Source organism: Streptomyces kaniharaensis (assembly GCF_009569385.1).
GTDB classification, from domain to species: Bacteria; Actinomycetota; Actinomycetes; order Streptomycetales; family Streptomycetaceae; genus Kitasatospora; species Kitasatospora kaniharaensis.
Window position 1 is genome coordinate 343593 of record NZ_WBOF01000001.1, and the last position, 19088, is coordinate 362680.

The 19088-nt window shown below is 73.1% G+C and carries 16 protein-coding genes; 8 read left to right on the plus strand and 8 right to left on the minus strand.

Annotated elements, in window-relative coordinates; translation table 11 throughout:
- The first annotated feature begins 70 nt into the window (after positions 1–70).
- Positions 71–922 (plus strand): SDR family NAD(P)-dependent oxidoreductase, encoded by an 852-nt coding sequence (locus F7Q99_RS01570; protein ID WP_153459728.1) that lies wholly within the window; start codon positions 71–73, stop codon positions 920–922.
- A 254-nt stretch (positions 923–1176) separates the two neighbouring features.
- Here F7Q99_RS01570 and F7Q99_RS01575 read toward each other — a convergent pair whose 3' ends face one another.
- The gene (locus F7Q99_RS01575; RefSeq protein ID WP_153459729.1) at positions 1177–2781 is read right to left on the minus strand and encodes a CocE/NonD family hydrolase; all 1605 of its coding nucleotides are present in this window, start codon (positions 2779–2781) and stop codon (positions 1177–1179) included.
- Between the two features lie 248 nt (positions 2782–3029).
- On the opposite strand from F7Q99_RS01575, the gene F7Q99_RS01580 reads away from it, so the two are divergent.
- A complete protein-coding gene (locus F7Q99_RS01580) occupies positions 3030–3605 on the plus strand; it encodes a hypothetical protein (RefSeq protein WP_153459730.1) in 576 nt (191 codons plus the stop codon).
- A gap of 40 nt (positions 3606–3645) precedes the next feature.
- On the opposite strand, the gene F7Q99_RS01585 is transcribed toward F7Q99_RS01580, so the two are convergent.
- The 5 genes from F7Q99_RS01585 to tdh form a co-directional block, all read right to left on the minus strand.
- Positions 3646–4575 carry a Gfo/Idh/MocA family protein gene (locus F7Q99_RS01585; protein WP_326846139.1) on the minus strand — a complete coding sequence of 310 codons (930 nt, stop codon included), beginning with the start codon at positions 4573–4575 and terminating at the stop codon, positions 3646–3648.
- Positions 4576–4627: 52 nt separating this feature from the next.
- Positions 4628–5143 carry a hypothetical protein gene (locus F7Q99_RS01590; protein ID WP_153459731.1) on the minus strand — a complete coding sequence of 172 codons (516 nt, stop codon included), beginning with the start codon at positions 5141–5143 and terminating at the stop codon, positions 4628–4630.
- Positions 5144–5362: 219 nt separating this feature from the next.
- Complete coding sequence (locus tag F7Q99_RS01595; RefSeq protein ID WP_326846140.1) at positions 5363–6274, minus strand: LysR family transcriptional regulator; 912 nt, start codon at positions 6272–6274, stop codon at positions 5363–5365.
- 422 nt (positions 6275–6696) lie between these two features.
- On the minus strand, positions 6697–7890 hold the full coding sequence (locus tag F7Q99_RS01600; RefSeq protein WP_326846141.1) for a glycine C-acetyltransferase: 1194 nt from the start codon (positions 7888–7890) through the stop codon (positions 6697–6699).
- 30 nt (positions 7891–7920) lie between these two features.
- Entirely contained in the window at positions 7921–8949 is a 1029-nt protein-coding gene (gene tdh, locus F7Q99_RS01605; protein WP_326846142.1) for an L-threonine 3-dehydrogenase, read from the minus strand.
- A 468-nt stretch (positions 8950–9417) separates the two neighbouring features.
- Here tdh and F7Q99_RS01610 point away from each other — a divergent pair, with 468 nt between their 5' ends.
- Positions 9418–10722, plus strand: a complete 1305-nt coding sequence (locus F7Q99_RS01610) for a serine hydrolase domain-containing protein (protein WP_153459735.1) — start codon at positions 9418–9420, stop codon at positions 10720–10722.
- A gap of 64 nt (positions 10723–10786) precedes the next feature.
- Here the strand turns inward: F7Q99_RS01610 and F7Q99_RS01615 are convergent, their stop codons facing one another.
- Positions 10787–11848, minus strand: coding sequence for an ATP-dependent DNA ligase (locus F7Q99_RS01615; protein ID WP_153459736.1), 1062 nt, complete (start codon positions 11846–11848; stop codon positions 10787–10789).
- 78 nt (positions 11849–11926) lie between these two features.
- On the opposite strand from F7Q99_RS01615, the gene ligD reads away from it, so the two are divergent.
- Genes ligD through F7Q99_RS01635 form a run of 4 tightly spaced genes read left to right on the plus strand, consistent with a single transcriptional unit; the run spans position 11927 to position 15194 of the window.
- On the plus strand, positions 11927–12925 hold the full coding sequence (gene ligD / locus F7Q99_RS01620; RefSeq protein ID WP_153465682.1) for a non-homologous end-joining DNA ligase: 999 nt from the start codon (positions 11927–11929) through the stop codon (positions 12923–12925).
- A 51-nt stretch (positions 12926–12976) separates the two neighbouring features.
- Positions 12977–13645, plus strand: coding sequence for a class I SAM-dependent methyltransferase (locus tag F7Q99_RS01625; protein ID WP_326846143.1), 669 nt, complete (start codon positions 12977–12979; stop codon positions 13643–13645).
- A 20-nt stretch (positions 13646–13665) separates the two neighbouring features.
- Positions 13666–14337 carry a GNAT family N-acetyltransferase gene (locus F7Q99_RS01630; protein WP_230210133.1) on the plus strand — a complete coding sequence of 224 codons (672 nt, stop codon included), beginning with the start codon at positions 13666–13668 and terminating at the stop codon, positions 14335–14337.
- Positions 14334–15194, plus strand: a complete 861-nt coding sequence (locus F7Q99_RS01635) for an aminoglycoside phosphotransferase family protein (protein ID WP_326846144.1) — start codon at positions 14334–14336, stop codon at positions 15192–15194. Before F7Q99_RS01630 ends, F7Q99_RS01635 begins: the two co-directional genes overlap by 4 nt.
- 18 nt (positions 15195–15212) lie before the next feature.
- On the opposite strand, the gene F7Q99_RS01640 is transcribed toward F7Q99_RS01635, so the two are convergent.
- On the minus strand, positions 15213–16412 hold the full coding sequence (locus F7Q99_RS01640; RefSeq protein WP_153459738.1) for an 8-amino-7-oxononanoate synthase: 1200 nt from the start codon (positions 16410–16412) through the stop codon (positions 15213–15215).
- A gap of 178 nt (positions 16413–16590) precedes the next feature.
- Between F7Q99_RS01640 and F7Q99_RS01645 the strand changes: the two genes are divergently transcribed.
- Positions 16591–19083 carry a DEAD/DEAH box helicase gene (locus F7Q99_RS01645; RefSeq protein ID WP_153465685.1) on the plus strand — a complete coding sequence of 831 codons (2493 nt, stop codon included), beginning with the start codon at positions 16591–16593 and terminating at the stop codon, positions 19081–19083.
- Positions 19084–19088 lie beyond the last annotated feature (5 nt).

Genomic DNA, 19088 nt, shown 5'->3' on the forward strand with positions numbered 1-19088 from the left:
TCCAGCTAGTGAGCAACCTTCCCGTCGATTCAGGTTGACGCGTTGCGATCTAACGGCTTACGGTCGCAACATGAACGGAACATCCAACCACCAGACCCACCTCCGCACATGGCTGATCACCGGCGCGACGTCCGGCATCGGCCGCGAACTGACGCTCCAGGCACTGGAGAACGGCGACACCGTCTCGGCCCTCGCCCGCGACACCTCCTCCCTGGTCGAACTGGCGCAAGCGCACGGTGAGCGCCTGCTTCTCATCCAGGCGGACGTACGTGACGAGCGAGCCGTCCGGGACGCGGTGGAAGGCACGCTCGCACGGTTCGGCCGTATCGACGTCGTGGCCAACAACGCGGGATACGGACTGTTCGGAGCCGTTGAGGAGGCCTCCGACACGCAGGTCCGCGCCGTGTTCGACACCAATGTCTTCGGAGTGCTCAACGTGCTCCGCGCAACGCTGCCGGTGCTCCGCGCCCAGCGGTCCGGGCACATCCTCCAGGGCTCGTCGATCTACGGGCAGTCCGCCCATCCCGGCGTGGGTCTGCTGGCCGCCACCAAGTACGCGGTCGAGGGGCTGTCGGACGCGCTCGCGGCCGAGGTCGCACCGCTCGGCATAAAGGTTACGATCATCCAGCCCGGGATGACCGCGACCCCCTTCCTTGCCAACCTCGATGTCGCAGCCGGCCTGGGCGACTACGACCAGACCGTCCGCGAGGTTCAGAAGGGCATAGGAGACCTGCCGGCGTCCGCGTTCTCCGCCGCGGCGCGGATCGCCGAAGGCATCCGGACCGCGGTCGACAGCCCCAACCCTCCGCTGCGCCTGGCCCTCGGCGCCTCCAGCGCGACGAGCATGCGCCCCGCTCTGGAGGCACGGATCGCAGACCTGGACAGCTGGCAGCATGTGACCGACGCCGTCGACAGGCAGTAAGTCACGAATCCCGCCGGGGACATGGTCACGGCGGAGGCGGCCCGGCCCTCGTCACCGCCCGGCCATGACCAGTGGGTCCGGGTCGAAGCCACGGCAGACGGCTTCGACCCGGACCCCTGTACTACCACTGCTCCGCGCTCTCCCCGGCGGGCGTCGGCCGCGGGCCGGGAGGCGTTCGAGCGGATCGACGGGCCGCCGGCCCGGCCCAGACCGCGACGTGTGTGAGCGGCCTGTCCGGGCAGCGGCCTCCTGTCTCAGCGCAGGGGGAGGGACAGCTCCGCCGGGCCGAACGTCACGGTGCTGCCCGCCGGGGTGACGCCGCCGTACAGGTTGTCCCGGGTGCCGAGGACCAGGGCGAGCCGGTGGCCGGCCGGCAGGTCGTAGGCGGTGGGGAACAGCGTGACGTCCAGCGGGAAGGCCTGCCCTGGCGGCCGTCCGGACCAGCTCTGCGGGGCGTGCGTGATCAGGCGGCCGACGCCGAGCGCGTTCACGTCGTAGAGGTAGGCCACGGCCGTGCCCTGCGGCGCCGAGGCGGTGACCGTCGTGTGCAGCTGCGTGGCGCCGCGCACGGGCAGGCCCTGCGGGTACGGCTGCGACTGCCACACCGCGGCGGCGGATCGGTCGAGCAGGGGGACGAGGACGGTCGGCGGCTGGTGCGCGGCCTGGTCGAGCATGCCGGACAGCACGGCGATGCCGCCGCTCGCGCCGGAGGCACGGCCGCCCTGCACGGTGGCCGGCTCGGTGCCGAACGTCAGGTGCTCGGTACGGGAGCTCACGGACTGCCAGTCGGGGCGCTGCTCGTGGGCGCCGGTCGGGCGCACCTCCAGGTCGACCGGCTGCCCCTGGCCGTCGGGGGCTCCCTTCAGGTAGCGGTCGAGCCAGGTGCGGGCGCTGTTCCAGGTGGCGTTGTCCAGGCCGAGCAGGCCGGTGAGCTCCTGGGTCGCGTGGTCGCCGGGGCGCAGTTCGAGGCGCTTGGGTACGGTCAGCCGCTGGTAGAAGGCGGTGATCTGGCCGGGGTTGAAGAAGCTGTCGCCCCAGCCGTTGGCGAGGAGGACGGCGGTGCCGTTGGCGTTGATCCTGTCCAGGTAGGCGGACGGCGAGCGGGTGTCCGCCCAGCGGATCACGTCGGGCAGGTCGCGGTCGGCGAAGAGGTCGTCCAGAACCTTCGCGAACTCGGGGCTCTTGCGGCCGGTGGGGGCCTGGATGCCGGCCAGCACGGCGGCGGCCTGGGTGTGCCGGGTCTGCCCACTGTAGAGCGCGTCGGTCAGGTCGGCCCAGCCGCTCAGCGACGCGACGGCCTTGATCCGCGGGTCGAAGGCGGCGCCCAGCAGGGTGAGGCCGCCGCCGAGCGAGAGCCCGACCATGCCGATGTGCTGCGGGTCGGCCGGGGTGTGGGCGAGCGCCCAGTCGATCACCGTGGAGATGTCGGCCACGTCCTTGGGCCCGGCGACGTCCACCTCGCCGCCGGAGCGCCAGAAGCCGCGCACGGTGTAGGTGACGACGACGTACCCGGCGGCGGCGAAGCGGTGGCCCTGGGCGACGTACTCCAGGTCGTTCTGCCCCCAGCTGGCCGGCTGCACCACCACCGGGTAGCGGCCCTGCGGATCGGCACCGGGCGTGCCAGGGGGCGGGGTGAACACGTCGGCCTTGAGGACGACGCCGTCCTTGGCCGGGATGTCGGCGAGCCGGAACGAGCCGAGGGCCGACCCTACGGTGGGAGCGGGCGCGGCGCCGGCAAAGGCCGAGGCGCCGGGAGCGGCTACGGCCGGCTGCGCGACGGCGCCCGCGCCGACGGCGAGCGCTACGGCGAGGACGGCGCTCGCCGCCCGGTGTCCGCCGCTTCGGTGGGGTCGTGCCATTGCTGCTCCCTGTGTCTTCCGGACCGCTTCGTCGACGGGAGCCTAGTGATCTGACGGTTCTTCAGGCGAGACGATGATCAGCCAAAGTACTGGCCGGTAACGTGGTGGTGGCCGGGCCGTGCTCACGCGAACTGCACGCGATCTGCCCAGAAGCCTCGCGCCGCCCTGGTGTTGCAAGCGGGGCCGATCTGCGTACGCTCCCGCAGACCACCCGTCTCGGCATGCGGGCATCTACCGGAAACGATCTGATGAGTTACTGCACGCTCTGCCAACGGCATCTCAACGGTGCGCTCTCCTGCCCCGGCTGCGGCCGGGCCGCCGAATCCTCCGCCGAGGAACCCCGGCCGCAGGAACCCCCGCATCCCGGCGAGGCACTGCCGACGGCACCCCCCAACCGAAGAAGACGCCGGCGCAGCACCGTGCCGGCCCTGTCCGCGATCGGCCTGACGGTCGGCGGGCTGGCCACCACCGTCCTCGCCTTCAGCCATGGGAGCGGCGAGGCGGTGCCGCTCCCGTCGGGCAGCGCGGCGGCCACCGTCTCCCCGAACCCTGCGTCCCCCACCCCGGAACCCACGAGGGCGGCCGCCGCGACGGCCGCACCCGCCACGACCGGCACCACCCGCCCGCAGCCCTCGGCCACCAGCGCCCGGCCCAGCGCGTCGCGCACTTCGACAGCCCCCTCGCGCCCGGCCGAGCCTGCCACCCCGCCACCGGCGAACCAGCCCGCGCCGAGCACCGCCGCTCCGCGTCCGCCCACCCAGCACCCGACCGACCCGACCCCCACCCCGAGCTGCACCCGGTTCCTGCTCTGGTGCACCAACTGACGGGCTCCGGTGCACCGACCGACCGGGACCGCCGTCGGCCTCAGGCGGACTCGATGCGCTCCACGATCAGCTCGCAGAGCTCGTGCGTCCGCAGCGCGTCGTGGGCGTCGAGGGTCCTCCCGGCCCGGACGGCGTCGAGGAAGCCGAGCACGATCTGCTCGATCCCGCGCTGCCGGGCGACCGGCACCCAGTCACCGCGGCGGCGCACGGTCGGCTGGCCGCGGTGGTCGACGACCTCGGCGAGGTTGCGCACCTCGCGCTTGGAGTCGCCGCCGGAGACCTCCAGGACCTCCTCGGTGGACCCGGAGACGCGGTTCATGATGCCCAGCGCCGTGAACCCGTCCCCGGCGAGGGTGAGGACGAGGTGCTCGACCAGGCCGTCGCGGACCCGGGAGCGGACGTCGACGTGCTCGATGTCGCCGGGGACGAGGAAGCGGAGCACGTCCACCACGTGGATGAAGTCGTCGTAGACCAGGGTGCGGGCGGCCTCGGGCAGGCCCTCACGGTTCTTCTGCAGCACGATCAGGTCACGCGGGCGCTCCTTCGCCTGCACGTAGCCGGGCGCGTGGCGGCGGTTGAACCCGACCATCAGCGAGCGGCCCGTACGGTCGGCGAGGGCGACCAGCCGGCGGGCACCGTCCAGGGTGTAGTCCAGCGGCTTGTCCACGTACACGTCGACGCCGGCGGTGAGCAGCTGCTCGACGATCGGAACGTGCTGGTCCGTGGCGGCGTGCACGAACGCGGCCCGGACACCGCTGCCGATCAGCTCGCCGAGGTCGGTGTAGCGGTGCGCCGGGTCGATCCGGTGAGCGTCGCCGAAGCGGTCGAGCTTGGCCCGGTCGCGGGTCATCAGGCGCAGGTCGAGTCCCGGCAGCGCGGAGAGGACCGGCAGGTACGCCTTCTGCGCGATGTCACCCAGGCCGACCACCCCGACGGGAAGGCGGGTGTCGGAAGGAACGGTCTCACTCACGGAATCTCCTCCTGCTACTGCGCACTGCGGACGATCGCCGGCCAGGCCAACCCTACGCACGGTGGCGGCGGTAGTAGGAGAACGTCACGGCGGCGAGCAGCGGGCCCCAGAGGACCAGGGGCTGGTAGAAGACCCCGACGATGTCCTGCCAGGGCCCGTCGAGCGCCGGGTGCTGCTCGTCGACCCACCAGAACAGGAAGTCGCTCCACAGGACGGTGAGGGACAGTGCGCCGAGGGCCGCGGGGACGACGGCGGCGAGCGGGGGGACGCGCCGACCGCCCACGAACGGGACCCACCGCGGCACCACCTCGCCCCAGGGCCGGACCAGACCGATCGTCAGCAGGGCGAGGGCCTCGGAGACCACACTGAGCGCGACCACGTAGACCACACCCCAGCCGGGGATGGAGAAGTCCTGGCGGAGCACCTCGTCGCTGTATCCCACCGGCAGGCCGAAGGCCAGCGCGATCCGCCACAGCCCCGACGGCACGGTGGTCAGGGCTGCGGCATGCGCGGCGCGGATCGCCCAACGGGGCGCCGGCGCAGGGGTGGTGGTGAAGTACGAAGCCATACGTCCATGATGGCGACCGGCCTGCCGCACCTGGATCCGTCCGAAGGCTCGTTGGCATCCCGCTGTCGGGGGAGACGGCGATCGGTGTCTCATCCGCAGGCCGTGCGCCCGAGAGCCTGATCGTCGGCATGGGCGGCTGATGCGACGGACGCCGGGTGCGGTGGCCTCACACCCCATGGTGAGGCCACCGCACCCGGCGTTCGTGTGGATCCGGGATGCTCAGGCGCCGTTCGCAGCGGCCTCGGCGAGGGCGTCCAGCGCCGGGCGGATCAGCGGGTGGCCGTCCGCACCGGCCCGGACGGCGGCGAAGACCCGGCGGGTGGCGAGCTCGCTGTCCACCGGCCGGACGGCGACCTGCCCGAGGTCGGTGCCGCGCAGCGCCGAGCGCGGCACCAGTGCGACGCCCGCGCCGGCCGAGGCCAGGGCGACGACGGCGCGGAAGTCGTCCGAGGAGTGCACCAGGCGGGGCTGGAACCCGGCGTGCTCGCAGGCCAGCAGGACGACGTCGTGGCAGGGGTTGCCGGGGTAGGGGCCGATCCAGGGCTCGGCGGCGAGGTCGGCGACGGCGATCGGGCCCCGGCCGGCGGCCAGCGGGTGGCCGAGCGGCAGGACGGCCTCGAAGGGCTCGGCGTACAGCGGGACGCGGGTGAGCCGCGCGTCGTCGGCGCGCGGGGCGCCGCGGTACTCGACGGCCACCGCGAGGTCGGCGCGCCCGTCGAGGACCATCGGCAGGCTGGCGTCGCCCTCGGCGTCCAGCACCTTGAGCCGGACACCCGGCGCGCGCTCGGCGAGCAGGCCGATGGCCGGGGCGAGGACGAGGGCGATGCCGGTCGCGAAGGACGCGACGGTGACTTCACCGGCGACGCCCGCGCTGTACGCGGCGAGGTCGGCCTCGGCGCGCTCCAGCTGGGCGAGGACGGCGTCGGCGTGGCCGAGCAGGATCTCCCCGGCGGCGGTGAGGCGCACGCCCCGGCCCTCGCGGGCGAGCAGGTGGTGGCCGGTCTCCTGTTCCAGTGCGGCCAGTTGCTGGGACACCGCGGAGGGGGTCAGGTACAGGGCCGCCGCTGCCGCGGTCACGGTGCGGTGGTCCGCCACGGCCCGCAGGGTCCGCAGCCGTCGTGCGTCGATCACACGCCCAATTCTGCCAGCGCGGCGCCGCGATCCGGACCGGCTCCGTCCGGACGGGGCCCAGGTGGCAGTCAGGCGCAGGCCGGAGCGGCGATCTTGTCGACTCCGTATGCGACACCCGTGACGCGTCCCCCGGCTCTCGCGTCGGAGCCAGGGGACGGACGCTCACGCCCGATTCGCCGTCCACATACGACCGTTGACGATTTTCGGGGCTTTCCGGGCCGCGAACGGGAGCGGGACGCCGGCCGGACCGGGGTCCCGCTCCCGCGCGGGAGGGTGGGGCAGGTGGTTGAGGGACCGTGCGACGGGGCCGGCCAGCCCCGCCGCACGGCGGCTTGGAAGCCCGTGGCCGGTCCGGTTCCGAGCGGACCGGCCACGGGCGGCTGATGGGGCCCGCACCCGGATGGGGGCGCGGGCCTGTCCGGCTACTCCGCCAGCGCGGCGCGCGCGTCGACGAAGGCCGCGACGGCGCGCTCGACGTCCTCGGTGGAGTGCGCCGCGGACAGCTGCACCCGGATCCGGGCCTGGCCGTGCGGGACCACCGGATAGGAGAACCCGATCACGTACACCCCGCGCTCCAGCAGCAGTTCGGCGAGCCGGCCGGCCTTGGCCGCGTCGCCGATCATGACCGGGGCGATCGGGTGGTCGCCGGGCAGGATCTCGAAGCCGGCCTCGGTCATCTTCGTGCGGAACAGCGCGGTGTTGGCCGCCAGCCGCTCGCGCAGCTCGTTGGAGCGCTCGACCAGGTCGAGCACCTTGAGCGAGGCCGCCGCGATCACCGGGGCGAGCGAGTTGGAGAACAGGTACGGGCGGGAGCGCTGGCGCAGCAGGGCGACGATCTCCCGGCGGGCGGCGACGTAGCCGCCGGAGGCGCCGCCGAGCGCCTTGCCGAGGGTGCCGGTGATGATGTCCACGCGGTCCATCACGCCGTGCAGTTCGGGGGTGCCGCGGCCGTTGGCGCCGACGAAGCCGACGGCGTGCGAGTCGTCGACCATGACCATCGCGTCGTAGCGGTCGGCCAGGTCGCAGATCTCGCGCAGCGGGGCGACGTAGCCGTCCATCGAGAACACGCCGTCGGTGACGATCAGGCGGCGGCGGGCGTCCTGGGTCTCCTTGAGCTGCTGCTCCAGGTCGGCCATGTCGCGGTTGGCGTAGCGGTGGCGGCGGGCCTTGCTGAGCCGGATGCCGTCGATGATGCTCGCGTGGTTGAGCGCGTCGGAGATGACGGCGTCGCGGTCGTCGAGCAGGGTCTCGAAGACGCCGCCGTTGGCGTCGAAGCAGGAGGAGTACAGGATGGTGTCCTCCTGGCCGAGGAACGCCGAGAGGCGGTCCTCCAGCTCCTTGTGGACGTCCTGGGTGCCGCAGATGAAGCGGACCGAGGCCATGCCGTAGCCCCAGCGGTCCAGCGCGTCCTTGGCGGCGGCGAGGACCTCGGGGTGGTCGGCCAGGCCGAGGTAGTTGTTGGCGCAGAAGTTCAGCACCTCGCCGGGCCGCCCGCCGGAGGTGACGGTGACGGCGGCGCTCTGCGGGGTGCCGATCACCCGCTCGGGCTTGAAGAGGCCGGCCTCGCGGATCTCGTCGAGGGTGGTGGCGATGTCGGCGCGCACGTTGTCGAACACGAGCAGACTCCTTGTCGGATTCGGCGGGGCTCAGGCGGTCCAGTCGAGGATGATCTTGCCGCAGTTGCCACTGGCGGCGTCGTCGAAGGCGGCCTCGAAGTCGGTGGCGGCGTACCGGCCGGTGATGACCGGGCTGAGGTCCAGGCCGCCCTCCAGCAGCACGGACATCGCGTACCAGGTCTCGAACATCTCGCGGCCGTAGATGCCCTTGATGGTGATCATCGAGGTGACGATCGAGGCCCAGTCGACCGGGAACTGCTCGGCGGGCAGGCCGAGCATGGCGATCTTCCCGCCGTGGGTCATGTTGGCGATCATCGACTGCATCGCCTCGGGGCGGCCGGACATCTCCAGGCCGACGTCGAAGCCCTCGCGCAGGCCGAGCTTCTGCTGGCCCTCCTCGATGGTGTGCTCGGCGACGTTGAGCGCGAGCGTCACGCCGACCTCGCGGGCCAGGTCGAGGCGGTACGGGGAGACGTCGGTGATCATCACGTTGCGGGCGCCGGCGTGCTTGGCGACGGCGGCGGCCATGATGCCGATCGGGCCCGCGCCGGTCACCAGCACGTCCTCGCCGACCAGCGGGAAGGACAGCGCGGTGTGCACGGCGTTGCCGAACGGGTCGAAGATCGCGGCGACGTCGAGGTCGACCGGCACCCGGTGCACCCAGACGTTGGAGGCGGGCAGGGCCACGTACTCGGCGAAGGCGCCGTCGCGGTTGACGCCGAGGCCGATGGTGTTGCGGCACAGGTGGCGGCGGCCGGCCAGGCAGTTGCGGCACTTGCCGCAGACCAGGTGGCCCTCGCCGCTGACCAGGTCGCCGACCGCGATGTCCGCGACGCCGGCGCCGATCTCGGCGACCTCGCCGACGAACTCGTGGCCGAGCACGAGCGGGGTCCTGATGCTCTGCTGCGCCCAGCCGTCCCACTTGCGGATGTGCAGGTCGGTGCCGCAGATGCCGGTCCGCAGCACCTTGATCAGCACCTCGCCGGCGCCGATCTCGGGCTTCGGGACGTCCATCAGCCAGAGTCCGGGCTCGGCCTTGTGCTTGACGAGTGCCTTCACGGGCAGCGGCTCCTGACGTGCGAGTGGGGCGGCCTGCGAGGGTGGGCAGGTCGGCGGGGCCCGGAGCGGCCGTTCCTGGCAGCCGCGCCTCCGGGCAGGCAGAAATCTGCCTGGTGGGAGGGGGTGCGGTCCATCGAGGAATTCTTAAGGGTGGCCACAGCTGGGCTGAACGATCGTGCCCGGCGGCGGGCCCGGCGGCGGGTGCGGCGTGCCGGTGGCCACTCGTTCGGCGGAGCGCGGGCGGGGATCCTTCGACGCCTTCGACGCGTTCGCCGTGTTTCGACACCTTCGGCACCGAGCCGCCAGCCGGGTTGGGGCGCTCGGGTGGGCGGTGGGCCCGTTCGGGCCAGCCCCGCGGCGGCCGACGCGCGGGCCGATCGGGGCGGTGCTTACGGTGGCGACGCTCCCCCGCGGCCCCCGTGGAGCAGCGCTCCGGGGCCGTCCGCCGCAGAGAGGCGCCTCGACAACATGACCAAGACCCGACGGCCGCGTCCGGCCGTTCCCCGCTCCGCCCGCCGGGCGACCGTCGCCGCCCTCGCGCTGACCGGCCTGCTCGCCTCCGGGGCCTGCTCCGCCGATCGGCAACCGGCCCAGCAGGGCGGCGCGGCCGTCACCGCCGAACCGGTCGCGATCAGCCCGTCCGCGACCTCCGGCGCGGTGGTGCCGCTCACCCCCGCCGTCACCGCCCGGCTGGACGCGGCGATCAGGCAGGTGATGAGCCAGGCCTCCGTCCCCGGCGTGATCGTCGGCCTCACCACCCCGAACGACAGCTACGTGCGTGCCTTCGGCGTCGCCGACAAGCCCGCCGGGACGCCGATGTCGCCCGATCTCTACATGCGGATCGGCAGCGTGACCAAGACCTTCACGGCCACCGCTATCCTCCGGCTGGTGGACCAGGGCAAGGTGGGCCTGGACGACCCGGTCTCCAAGTACATCCCGAACGTGCCCAACGGCGACCAGATCACCCTGCGCGAGCTCGGCGACATGCGCAGCGGCCTGTTCTCGTACAGCTTCGATCCGGACTTCCAGCAGGCGTTCTTCAGCGACCCGAACCGGCCCTTCACCCCGGACCAGTTGCTCGCGTACTCGTTCAAGCACCCGCCGAACTTCCCGCCGGACGCGAAGTTCGAGTACTCCAACACCAACGCGATCCTGCTCGGCCTGGTCGTCGAGAAGGTCAGCGGGCAGTCGCTCTCCGATTTCATGAAGCAGCAGGTGTTCACCCCGGCCGGGCTGAACAAGACCGTCCTGCCGACCGACGCGGCCTTCCCGGACCCGCACGCCCACGGCTACACCAACCAGACGCTGAACGGCGCGACCGCGGACTCCACCACCTGGAACCCGTCCTGGGGCTGGGCGGCCGGCGCGGTGATCTCGAACCTCACCGACCTGCAGACCTGGGCGAAGGTGCTGGCCACCGGCTCGCCGCTGATCAAGCCCGCGACCCAGGCCGAGCGGCTGAAGAGCAAGACGACCGGCACCCCGGACATCGACTACGCCTTCGGGGTGTTCGAGACGCACGGGTGGATCGGCCACAACGGCTCGCTGCCCGGCTACCAGAGCGTGGTGGTGTACCTGCCGCAGGCGCAGGCCAGCCTGGTGATCATGCTCAACACCGATGTGTCGCACGAGGGTTCGGAGCCCTCGACGCTGCTCGCGCGGGCGATCACGCAGATCGCCTCGCCGAACAACGTCTACACGCTCCCGCCCCAACCGTCCGGCGGCTCGTCCGGCGGCTCACCCTCGGCCAGCGCCTCGCTGCACATCTCCTGAAGGAGCACCGAGCCAAGGGCCCGAACCGGTGCGCCGGTTCGGGCCCTTGGGACATGACCGTCCGTCACATTCCCAGCACGCGCCGCAGATCGTACGAGACCGGCTCCTCCAGCTGTGCGTACGTGCAGCTCTCGGGTGTGCGGTCCGGCCGCCAGCGGCGGAACTGCGCGGTGTGCCGGAAGCGGTCGCCCTCCATGTGGTCGTACGCGACCTCCACCACGCGCTCGGGCCGCAGCGCGACCCAGGACAGGTCCTTGCCGCCGGTCCACCGGCTGACCGCTCCCGGCAGCCGGCCCTCCGCGTGTGCGGCCTCGTCCGCCCAGGCGCCCCAGGGGTGTTCGGACAGGTCGGTCATCCGCAGCGGCGCCAGTTCCTCGGCCAGCTCACGGCGGCGGGCCATCGAGAACGCGGCGCAGACTCCGACGTGCTGCAGCCGCCCGTCCGCGTCGTTGATGCCGAGCAGCAGCGAGCCGACCACCGGGCCGCTCTTGTGCTCGCGGTAGCCGGCCACCACGCAGTCCGCGGTGCGCTCGTGCTTGATCTTGAACATGGTCCGCTCCCCCGGCCGGTAGGGCTGGTCCAGCGGCTTGGCCACCACCCCGTCCAGCCTGGCGCCCTCGTACTCGGCGAACCAGCTCCGCGCCAGCTCGCGGTCGGTGGAGGCGGGGGCGGTGAAGACCGGGTCGGCGGCGCCGGCGAGCGCCGTCTCCAGCGCCGGGCGGCGCATCGACAGCGGCTCGTCCAACAGCGGCACGTCGCCGAGGGCGAGCAGGTCGAAGGCGACGAAGGAGGCGGGCGTCTGCTCGGCGAGCAGCCTCACCCGACTCGCGGCCGGGTGGATGCGCTCCAGCAGTTCCTCGAACCGCAGCCGGCCGTCCCGGGCGATCACCACCTCGCCGTCCAGCACGCAGCGCGGCGGCAGCTCCCTGCGGAACGCCGCGACCAGCTCGGGAAAGTACCTGGTCAGCGGCTTGCCTGTGCGGCTGCCGAGCTCGACCTCGTCGCCGTCGCGGAACACGATCGCACGGAAGCCGTCCCACTTGGCCTCGTACTGCATCCCCGGCGGGATCTCGGCCACCGACTTGGCGAGCATCGGCGCCACCGGCGGCATCACAGGCAGGTCCATGCGTCCGATCCTCGCGCCGGACGCCTCGGGGCGCGCGCCGGGCGTGGCGCGCCTAGCGTGAGAGGCATGGGCTCAGCCATGGAACTGGACGTCGCCGGTCGCACCGTCCGGCTGTCGAACCCGGACAAGGTGTATTACCCGGAGCGCGGGTTCACCAAGCTGGACGTCGCGCAGTACTACCTGGCCGTCGCCGACGGGGTGCTGCGCGGGCTGCGCGACCGGCCGACCACGCTCCAGCGCTTTCCCGACGGGGTCGACGGCGAGTTCTTCTACCAGAAGCGCGCCCCCAAGGGCCTGCCGGACTGGCTGCCGACCGCCCGCATCGAGTTCCCCAGCGGCCGCTCCGCCGACGAGATCTGCCCCACCGAGCCCGCCGCCGTCCTGTGGGCCGCGAACCTCGGCTGCCTCACCTTCCACCCCTGGCCCGTCCGGCGTGGCGACACCGACCACGTCGACGAACTGCGCATCGACCTCGACCCGCAGCCGGGCACCGACTTCCACGACGCCGTCCGCGCCGCGCACGAACTGCGCGCCCTGCTGGAGGAGTACGGGCTGCGCGGCTGGCCCAAGTCCTCCGGCGGGCGCGGCCTGCACGTGTACGTCCCGCTGGAGCCCGAGTGGACGTTCACCGACGGCCGGCACGCCGTCATCGCGCTCGGCCGGGTGCTGGAGGAGCGGATGCCGGGGAGGGTCACCACCGCGTGGTGGAAGGAGGAGCGCGGCGAGCGGATCTTCGTCGACTACAACCAGATGGCCCGCGACCGCACCATCGCCTCCGCCTACTCGCTGCGCGCCCGCCCGCGCGCCACCGCCTCCACCCCGCTGCGCTGGGAGGAGCTCGACGACGCCTCGCCCGAGGACTTCGACCTGCGGACCGTCCCCGCCCGGTTCGCCGAACTCGGCGACCTGAACGCGGAGATGGACGGGAAAGCGTTCCGGCTCGACGGCCTGCTGGAGCTGTACGAGAAGCAGCTGCGCGACGAGGGGCTCGGCGAACTCCCGTACCCGCCCGACCATCCCAAGGCCGAGGGCGAGCCGACCCGGGTCCAGCCCAGCCGGGCACGGAAGAGGACGTAGCCGGAAGAGGTGGCGGGCAGTGGGGTCCGCCGCCGATGGCATGATGGCGCGGTGCCGTTCGACCACAACGATCACTACCACCGCCTCCTGCTGCGCGAGCTCCCCGACGGCGCCCGCCGGGCTCTCGACGTCGGGTGCGGCACCGGCGCCTTCGCGCGCCGGCTCGCCCGGCGGGGTGTCGACGTGGACGCCGTCGACCGGGACGCGCGGGTGGTCGTGGAGGCGCGGGTCGCCGCCGAGGCGCCTGCCGTCGCGCAGGCGCCGGCGAACACGGTCGCGCAGGGCGTGGCCGGTCCCGGGCGGGTCAACTTCCGGCAGGCGGACATCACCGAACTCACCCTGCCGCCCGGCACGTACGACTACATCTCCTGCCTGGCCAGCCTCCACCACCTGCCGCTCGACACCCTCCGTACGCTCCGCGACGCACTCGCACCGGGCGGGGTGCTGGTGGTCCTCGGCTGCTACCAGGAGGAGTCGGCGTGGGACCGGGTCGTCAGCCTGCTGGCCGTACCGGTGAACGCCGTCTGCCGACTTGCCGTGTTCGGCTACGAGCGGGCCCGACGCCTGACCGGCCCCGCGGCGAAAGCGCCGACCTCGGCCCCCACCGTCTCCTTCGCCGATGTCCGGGCGTACGCGGCCGAGCACCTGCCGGGGTACCGGATGCGGCAGCTGCTGTTCTGGCGGTACCTCCTGGTCCACCGGCGAGCCCCCGTCGAGTGATCAACTAGGCTGGCCCTTCCATGACCACGGGAGGGGACCGGATGGGCGTGCGGGGGCTCGCGGAGATCCTGGCGGACGCGGCGCGCGGGATCTTCCCGCCGTCGGACGGCTCGGTGACGGTCGTCCCGCAGCCGTCCGAGCGCGAGGCCGGGGTGCTGTCGTTCTCCGCCCACGCGGTGATCTTCACCGATGAGGACCCGGGCTGGGTGCACCGCACGCTCGCCGCCGTGCCGTCCGACCCGCTGGCCGCGCCGCTCTGTCCGCCCTTCCTGACCGCCTTCGCCGAGCGCACCGGGCGCGTCGTCAACAACATCGACCTGCTGACCGTCGCCCACCGCCTCCCCGGCGAGCCGCCGCTGCCGCTGGTGCGGGTCGACGACCGGGAGCACCCCCGTGTGGTGCGCGCGCTGCGCTACCGCGAGGACGTACGCGTGTTCTCTGCGGACGGCGGCGTGCTGGTGCTCGGTCGCGGCGTCGCCGGCCGCTGGGAGGCCGCCGTCGAGGTCGACCCGCAGGCCCGCGGACGCGGCCTCGGCCGGGCCCTGGCCACGGCCGCGCGACACCTCCTGCCCGAGGGCGACGTCATCTGGGCGCAGCAGGCGCCCGGCAACGCCACCAGCGTCCGCGCGTTCCAGGCCGCGGGGTACAAGCCGGTCGGCGCCGAGACACTGCTGGTCGTGGGGCGACCGTGACGCCCACGGCCACCGTCCCGGAGGACGTCCGCGCCCGGCTCGCCGTCCGCTTCGGCCCGTCCGCGGAAGCCTGGTGCGAGGCGCTGCCCGCCGTCGTGGACGAGCTCACCGCGCACTGGGGCCTGAGCGTGGTGGCGGCCGGTGGGGGCGGGACGGCCCGGGTGTTCCGCTGCACGGACGGCGCCGGCGCCACCGTCTGGCTCAAGCTCACGCCGGACCTCCGGGTGGCGGCCGAGGAGGAGGCCGCGCTGCGGGCCTGGTCCGGCCTGCCCTCCATGGTCCGGCTGCTCGCACACGACCCGGCGACGGGCGCGCTGCTCCTCGCGGGCGTCGCCCCGGGCACGACGCTGCGGCAGCGGCCGTGGCGCCCGGCCGAGGTCGCCGGGCTGCTGACGTCGCTGCGGTCCGTCCCCGTAGCCGGAGTCCCGCTGCCGTCACTCGCCGAGCGGGTGGACTTCCTCTTCGACCTCACCTCGCGGCGCGCCCCCGGGGTCGTCCCGGGATCGGCGCGCACGGTCGCCCTCGGGCTCGCGGCGGACGGCCCGCTCGCCCTCGTCCACGGCGACCTGCACCCCGGCAACGTCCTCGACGGCCCGGACGGTCCGGTCGCCATCGACCCGCGGCCGACCCTCGGCGACCCGGACTTCGACCTGGTCGACTGGGTCCTCGACGGCGTCACCTCGCACGCCGTCCTGACCGCCCGGATCACCGAACTGGCGCCCCTCGTCCCCGGATGCGACTCTGCCCGGGTCCTCGACTGGTGCCGCGCCACCGCCCCGATCATCGCCGCCCCACGCCTCGCCGCCGGGCGGAACGACGCGGAGACGGACTTCCTGCGGAAGCTCGCGGGGCTCTGAGGGCGACCACCGGCCCGGTCAGCGCGAGCGGGCACCCGCCGGGGCCAACTCCGCGATGATCCTTACCGCATCAGTGATCTGATCGTCCGTCAGGTCACCCCGGGCCGTCAGGCGCAGGCGGGACACCCCGTCCGGGACGGACGGCGGGCGGAAGCAGCCGACCGCCAGGCCTGCCCGTCGGCAGTCGGCGGCCCAGGCGACGGCGGCCTCCGGGCCCGGGGCGCGCACGGACACCACGGCGGCGTCCGGCTCGCACGCCTGGAGCCCGGCCGCCGTGAGCCGCGCGGCGAGCGACCGGGCCACCTCGCGGGCGCGGTCGGCGCGGTGCGGCTCGGCGCGCAGGAGGCGCAGCGCGGCGAGGGCGGCGCCGGCGGCCGCGGGGGCGAGGCCGGTGTCGAAGATGAAGGTGCGGGCGGTCTCCGTCAGGTGGCGGATGACCCGGCGCGGCCCGAGGACGGCGCCGCCCTGCGAGCCGAGCGACTTGGACAGGGTCACCGTCGCGACGGTGTCCGGCTGCCCGGCGAGTCCGGCCGCCGCGAGGGCCCCCGTCCCGCCGGGGCCGAGCACGCCCAGCCCGTGCGCGTCGTCGACGAGCAGCGCGGCGCCGTGCGCGCGGGCGGCGTCCGAGAGCGCGGCCAGCGGGGCGGCGTCGCCGTCGACGGAGAACACGGAGTCGCTGACGACGAGTGCCCGCCGCTGTGTGCGCCCCCCGAGGATCTCCCGGACGGCCTCCGGGTCGCTGTGCGGGGAGCGATGGACGTCGGCGCGGGCGAGCCGGCAGCCGTCGATCAGCGAGGCGTGGTTGTAGGCGTCCGACACGATGAGCGTGTCCGGGTCGGTGAGCGCGGTGAGCGCCGCGAGGTTGGCCGTGTAGCCGGACGAGAACACCAGCGCGGCCTCGGCCCCGCAGAACTCGGCCAGCTCCTCCTCCAGTTCGGTGTGCAGCGCGGTCGTCCCGGTGACCAGCCGCGACCCGGTCGAGCCGCCACCCCACCGCAGCGCGGCGTCCGCCGCGGCCCGGGTGACGACCGGGTGCCGCGTCAGCCCCAGGTAGTCGTTCCCGGCCAGGTCGAGCACCGGATCCTCGGCCTCCCGGCTGCGCAGCGTACGCGTGAGCCCGGCGTCGGCCCGCAGCAGGGCGGCCTCGTCGAGCCAGTCGAAGACCCCGCCGGGGGCGACGGCGGTGCGGTGCGGTTCGGACGCGAGAGGATGGGCCATGCCGGGCACTCTGGCACGGCCGCCGATCACCGGGCAATGTGCGACTTCGCACACGACGCGGCCCGGTTCGCCGCGTACGCGCACGGCGCTCCGGTTCCAGCGGTTCCGCCGCCGCCCTGGGGCTTTGCCCGCGGTGGCGGCGAGCAGGCAAGATAGCCGGGTGACCCTCCTTGATCTGATGCCGAAGCCCGCCACGCCCGACGCGCTGTACGAGACGTTCGCCGCCTGGGCGGAGGAGCGGGGGATCACGCTGTACCCGGCGCAGGAGGAGGCGCTGATCGAGCTGGTCTCGGGGAACAACGTGATCCTGGCGACGCCGACCGGCTCGGGCAAGAGCCTGGTGGCGGCGGGGGCGCACTTCGCGGCCCTCGCCGAGGGGCAGCGCACGTTCTACACCGCTCCGATCAAGGCCCTGGTCTCGGAGAAGTTCTTCGACCTGGTCAAGATGTTCGGCACCGAGCAGGTCGGCATGATGACCGGCGACGCGAGCGTGAACCCGACCGCGCCGATCATCTGCTGCACGGCCGAGGTACTGGCGCAGATCGCGCTGCGCGACGGCGCCCGGGCGGACATCGGCCAGGTGGTCATGGACGAGTTCCACTTCTACGCGGAGCCGGACCGCGGCTGGGCGTGGCAGATCCCGCTGCTGGAGCTGCCGCAGGCGCAGTTCCTGCTGATGTCCGCGACGCTGGGTGACGTGCGCCGGTTCGAGGAGGACCTGACCCGCCGCACCGGCCGTCCGACCTCGGTCGTCCGCAACGCGACCCGTCCGGTGCCGCTGTTCTACGAGTACCGCCGCACGACGATGCACGACACCCTGGAGGAGCTGCTGCAGACCGGCCAGGCGCCGGTCTACGTCGTGCACTTCACGCAGAAGGAGGCGGTGGAGCGGGCGCAGTCGCTGATGAGCATCAACATGTGCTCGAAGGCGGAGAAGGACGCCATCGCCGATCTGATCGGCAACTTCCGCTTCACCACCAAGTTCGGCCGCAACCTGTCCCGTTACGTGCGTCATGGCATCGGCGTGCACCACGCGGGCATGCTGCCGAAGTACCGCCGGCTGGTCGAACGCCTCGCCCAGGCGGGCCTGTTGAAGGTCATCTGCGGCACGGACACGCTCGGCGTCGGCGTCAACGTGCCGATCCGCACGGTGCTGTTCACCGCCCTGTCGAAGTACGACGGCAACCGGGTCCGCATCCTGCGCGCCCGTGAGTTCCACCAGATCGCCGGGCGGGCCGGCCGGGCCGGCTTCGACACCGTCGGCCAGGTGGTGGCGCAGGCGCCGGAGCACGTGATCGAGAACGACAAGGCGATCGCGAAGGCCGGGGACGACCCGAAGAAGAAGCGCAAGGTGGTCCGGAAGAAGGCGCCGGAGGGCTTCGTCGGCTGGACCGAGGAGACCTTCGACAAGCTGATCGCCGCCGACCCGGAGCCGCTGGTCTCCCGCTTCAAGGTGAGCCACGCGATGCTGCTGTCGGTGATCGGCCGCCCGGGCAACGCCTTCGACGCGATGCGCAAGCTCCTCACCGACAACCACGAGGACCGCGCCGCCCAGCGCCGGCACATCCGCACGACGATCGCGATCTACCGCTCGCTGCTGGAGGGCGGCGTGGTGGAGCGCCTGCCGGAGCCGGACTCCGAGGGCCGGACCGTCCGCCTCACGCTGGACCTTCAGGAGAACTTCGCGCTCAACCAGCCGCTCTCCACCTTCGCCCTGGCCTCCTTCGAGCTCCTCGACCCGGCCTCGGCGTCGTACGCGATGGATGTCGTGTCGGTGGTCGAGGCGACGCTCGACGACCCGCGCCAGATCCTCGCCTCGCAGCAGAACAAGGCGCGCGGCGAGGCCGTCGGCGAGATGAAGCGCGACGGCGTCGAGTACGAGGAGCGGATGGAGCGGCTCCAGGAGATCACCTACCCGAAGCCGCTGGAGGAGCTGCTCACCCACGCCTACGAGGTGTACCGCCGGGCGCACCCGTGGATCGGCGACCACCAGCTCGCGCCGAAGTCCGTGGTCCGCGACCTGTACGAGCGGGCGATGACGTTCTCCGACTACGTCGGCCACTACGAGCTCGCCCGTACCGAGGGCATCGTGCTGCGCTACCTCGCGGGCGCGTACAAGGCGCTGGAGCAGACCGTCCCCGAGGACGTCAAGACCGACGACCTCAAGGACGTCATCGCGTGGCTCGGCGAGCTGGTCCGCCAGGTCGACTCCAGCCTGCTCGACGAGTGGGAGCAGCTCGCCAACCCGACCGAGCCGCAGGCCCCCGAGGTGGCGCTGGACGACAAGCCGGCGCCGGTCACGGCGAACGCGCGGGCGTTCCGGGTGCTGGTGCGCAACGAGATGTTCCGCCGCGTCGAGCTGTGCGCGCTGGAGCACTACGAGGAACTCGGCGACCTGGACGGCGAGTACGGCTGGGACGCGGACCGCTGGGCGGACGCCATGGACGGGTACTGGGAGGAGTACGACGACCTCGGCACCGGCCCGGACGCGCGCGGCCCCAAGATGCTGATCATCGAGGAGGAGGACTCCGCCTGGCGGGTCCGGCAGATCTTCGACGACCCGGCGGGCGACCACGACTGGGGCATCAGCGCCGAGGTCGACCTGTACGGCTCGGACGAGGAGGGCCGGGCGGTGCTGCGGGTCACCGCGGTGGACCGGCTGGGCGGCTGACGGAC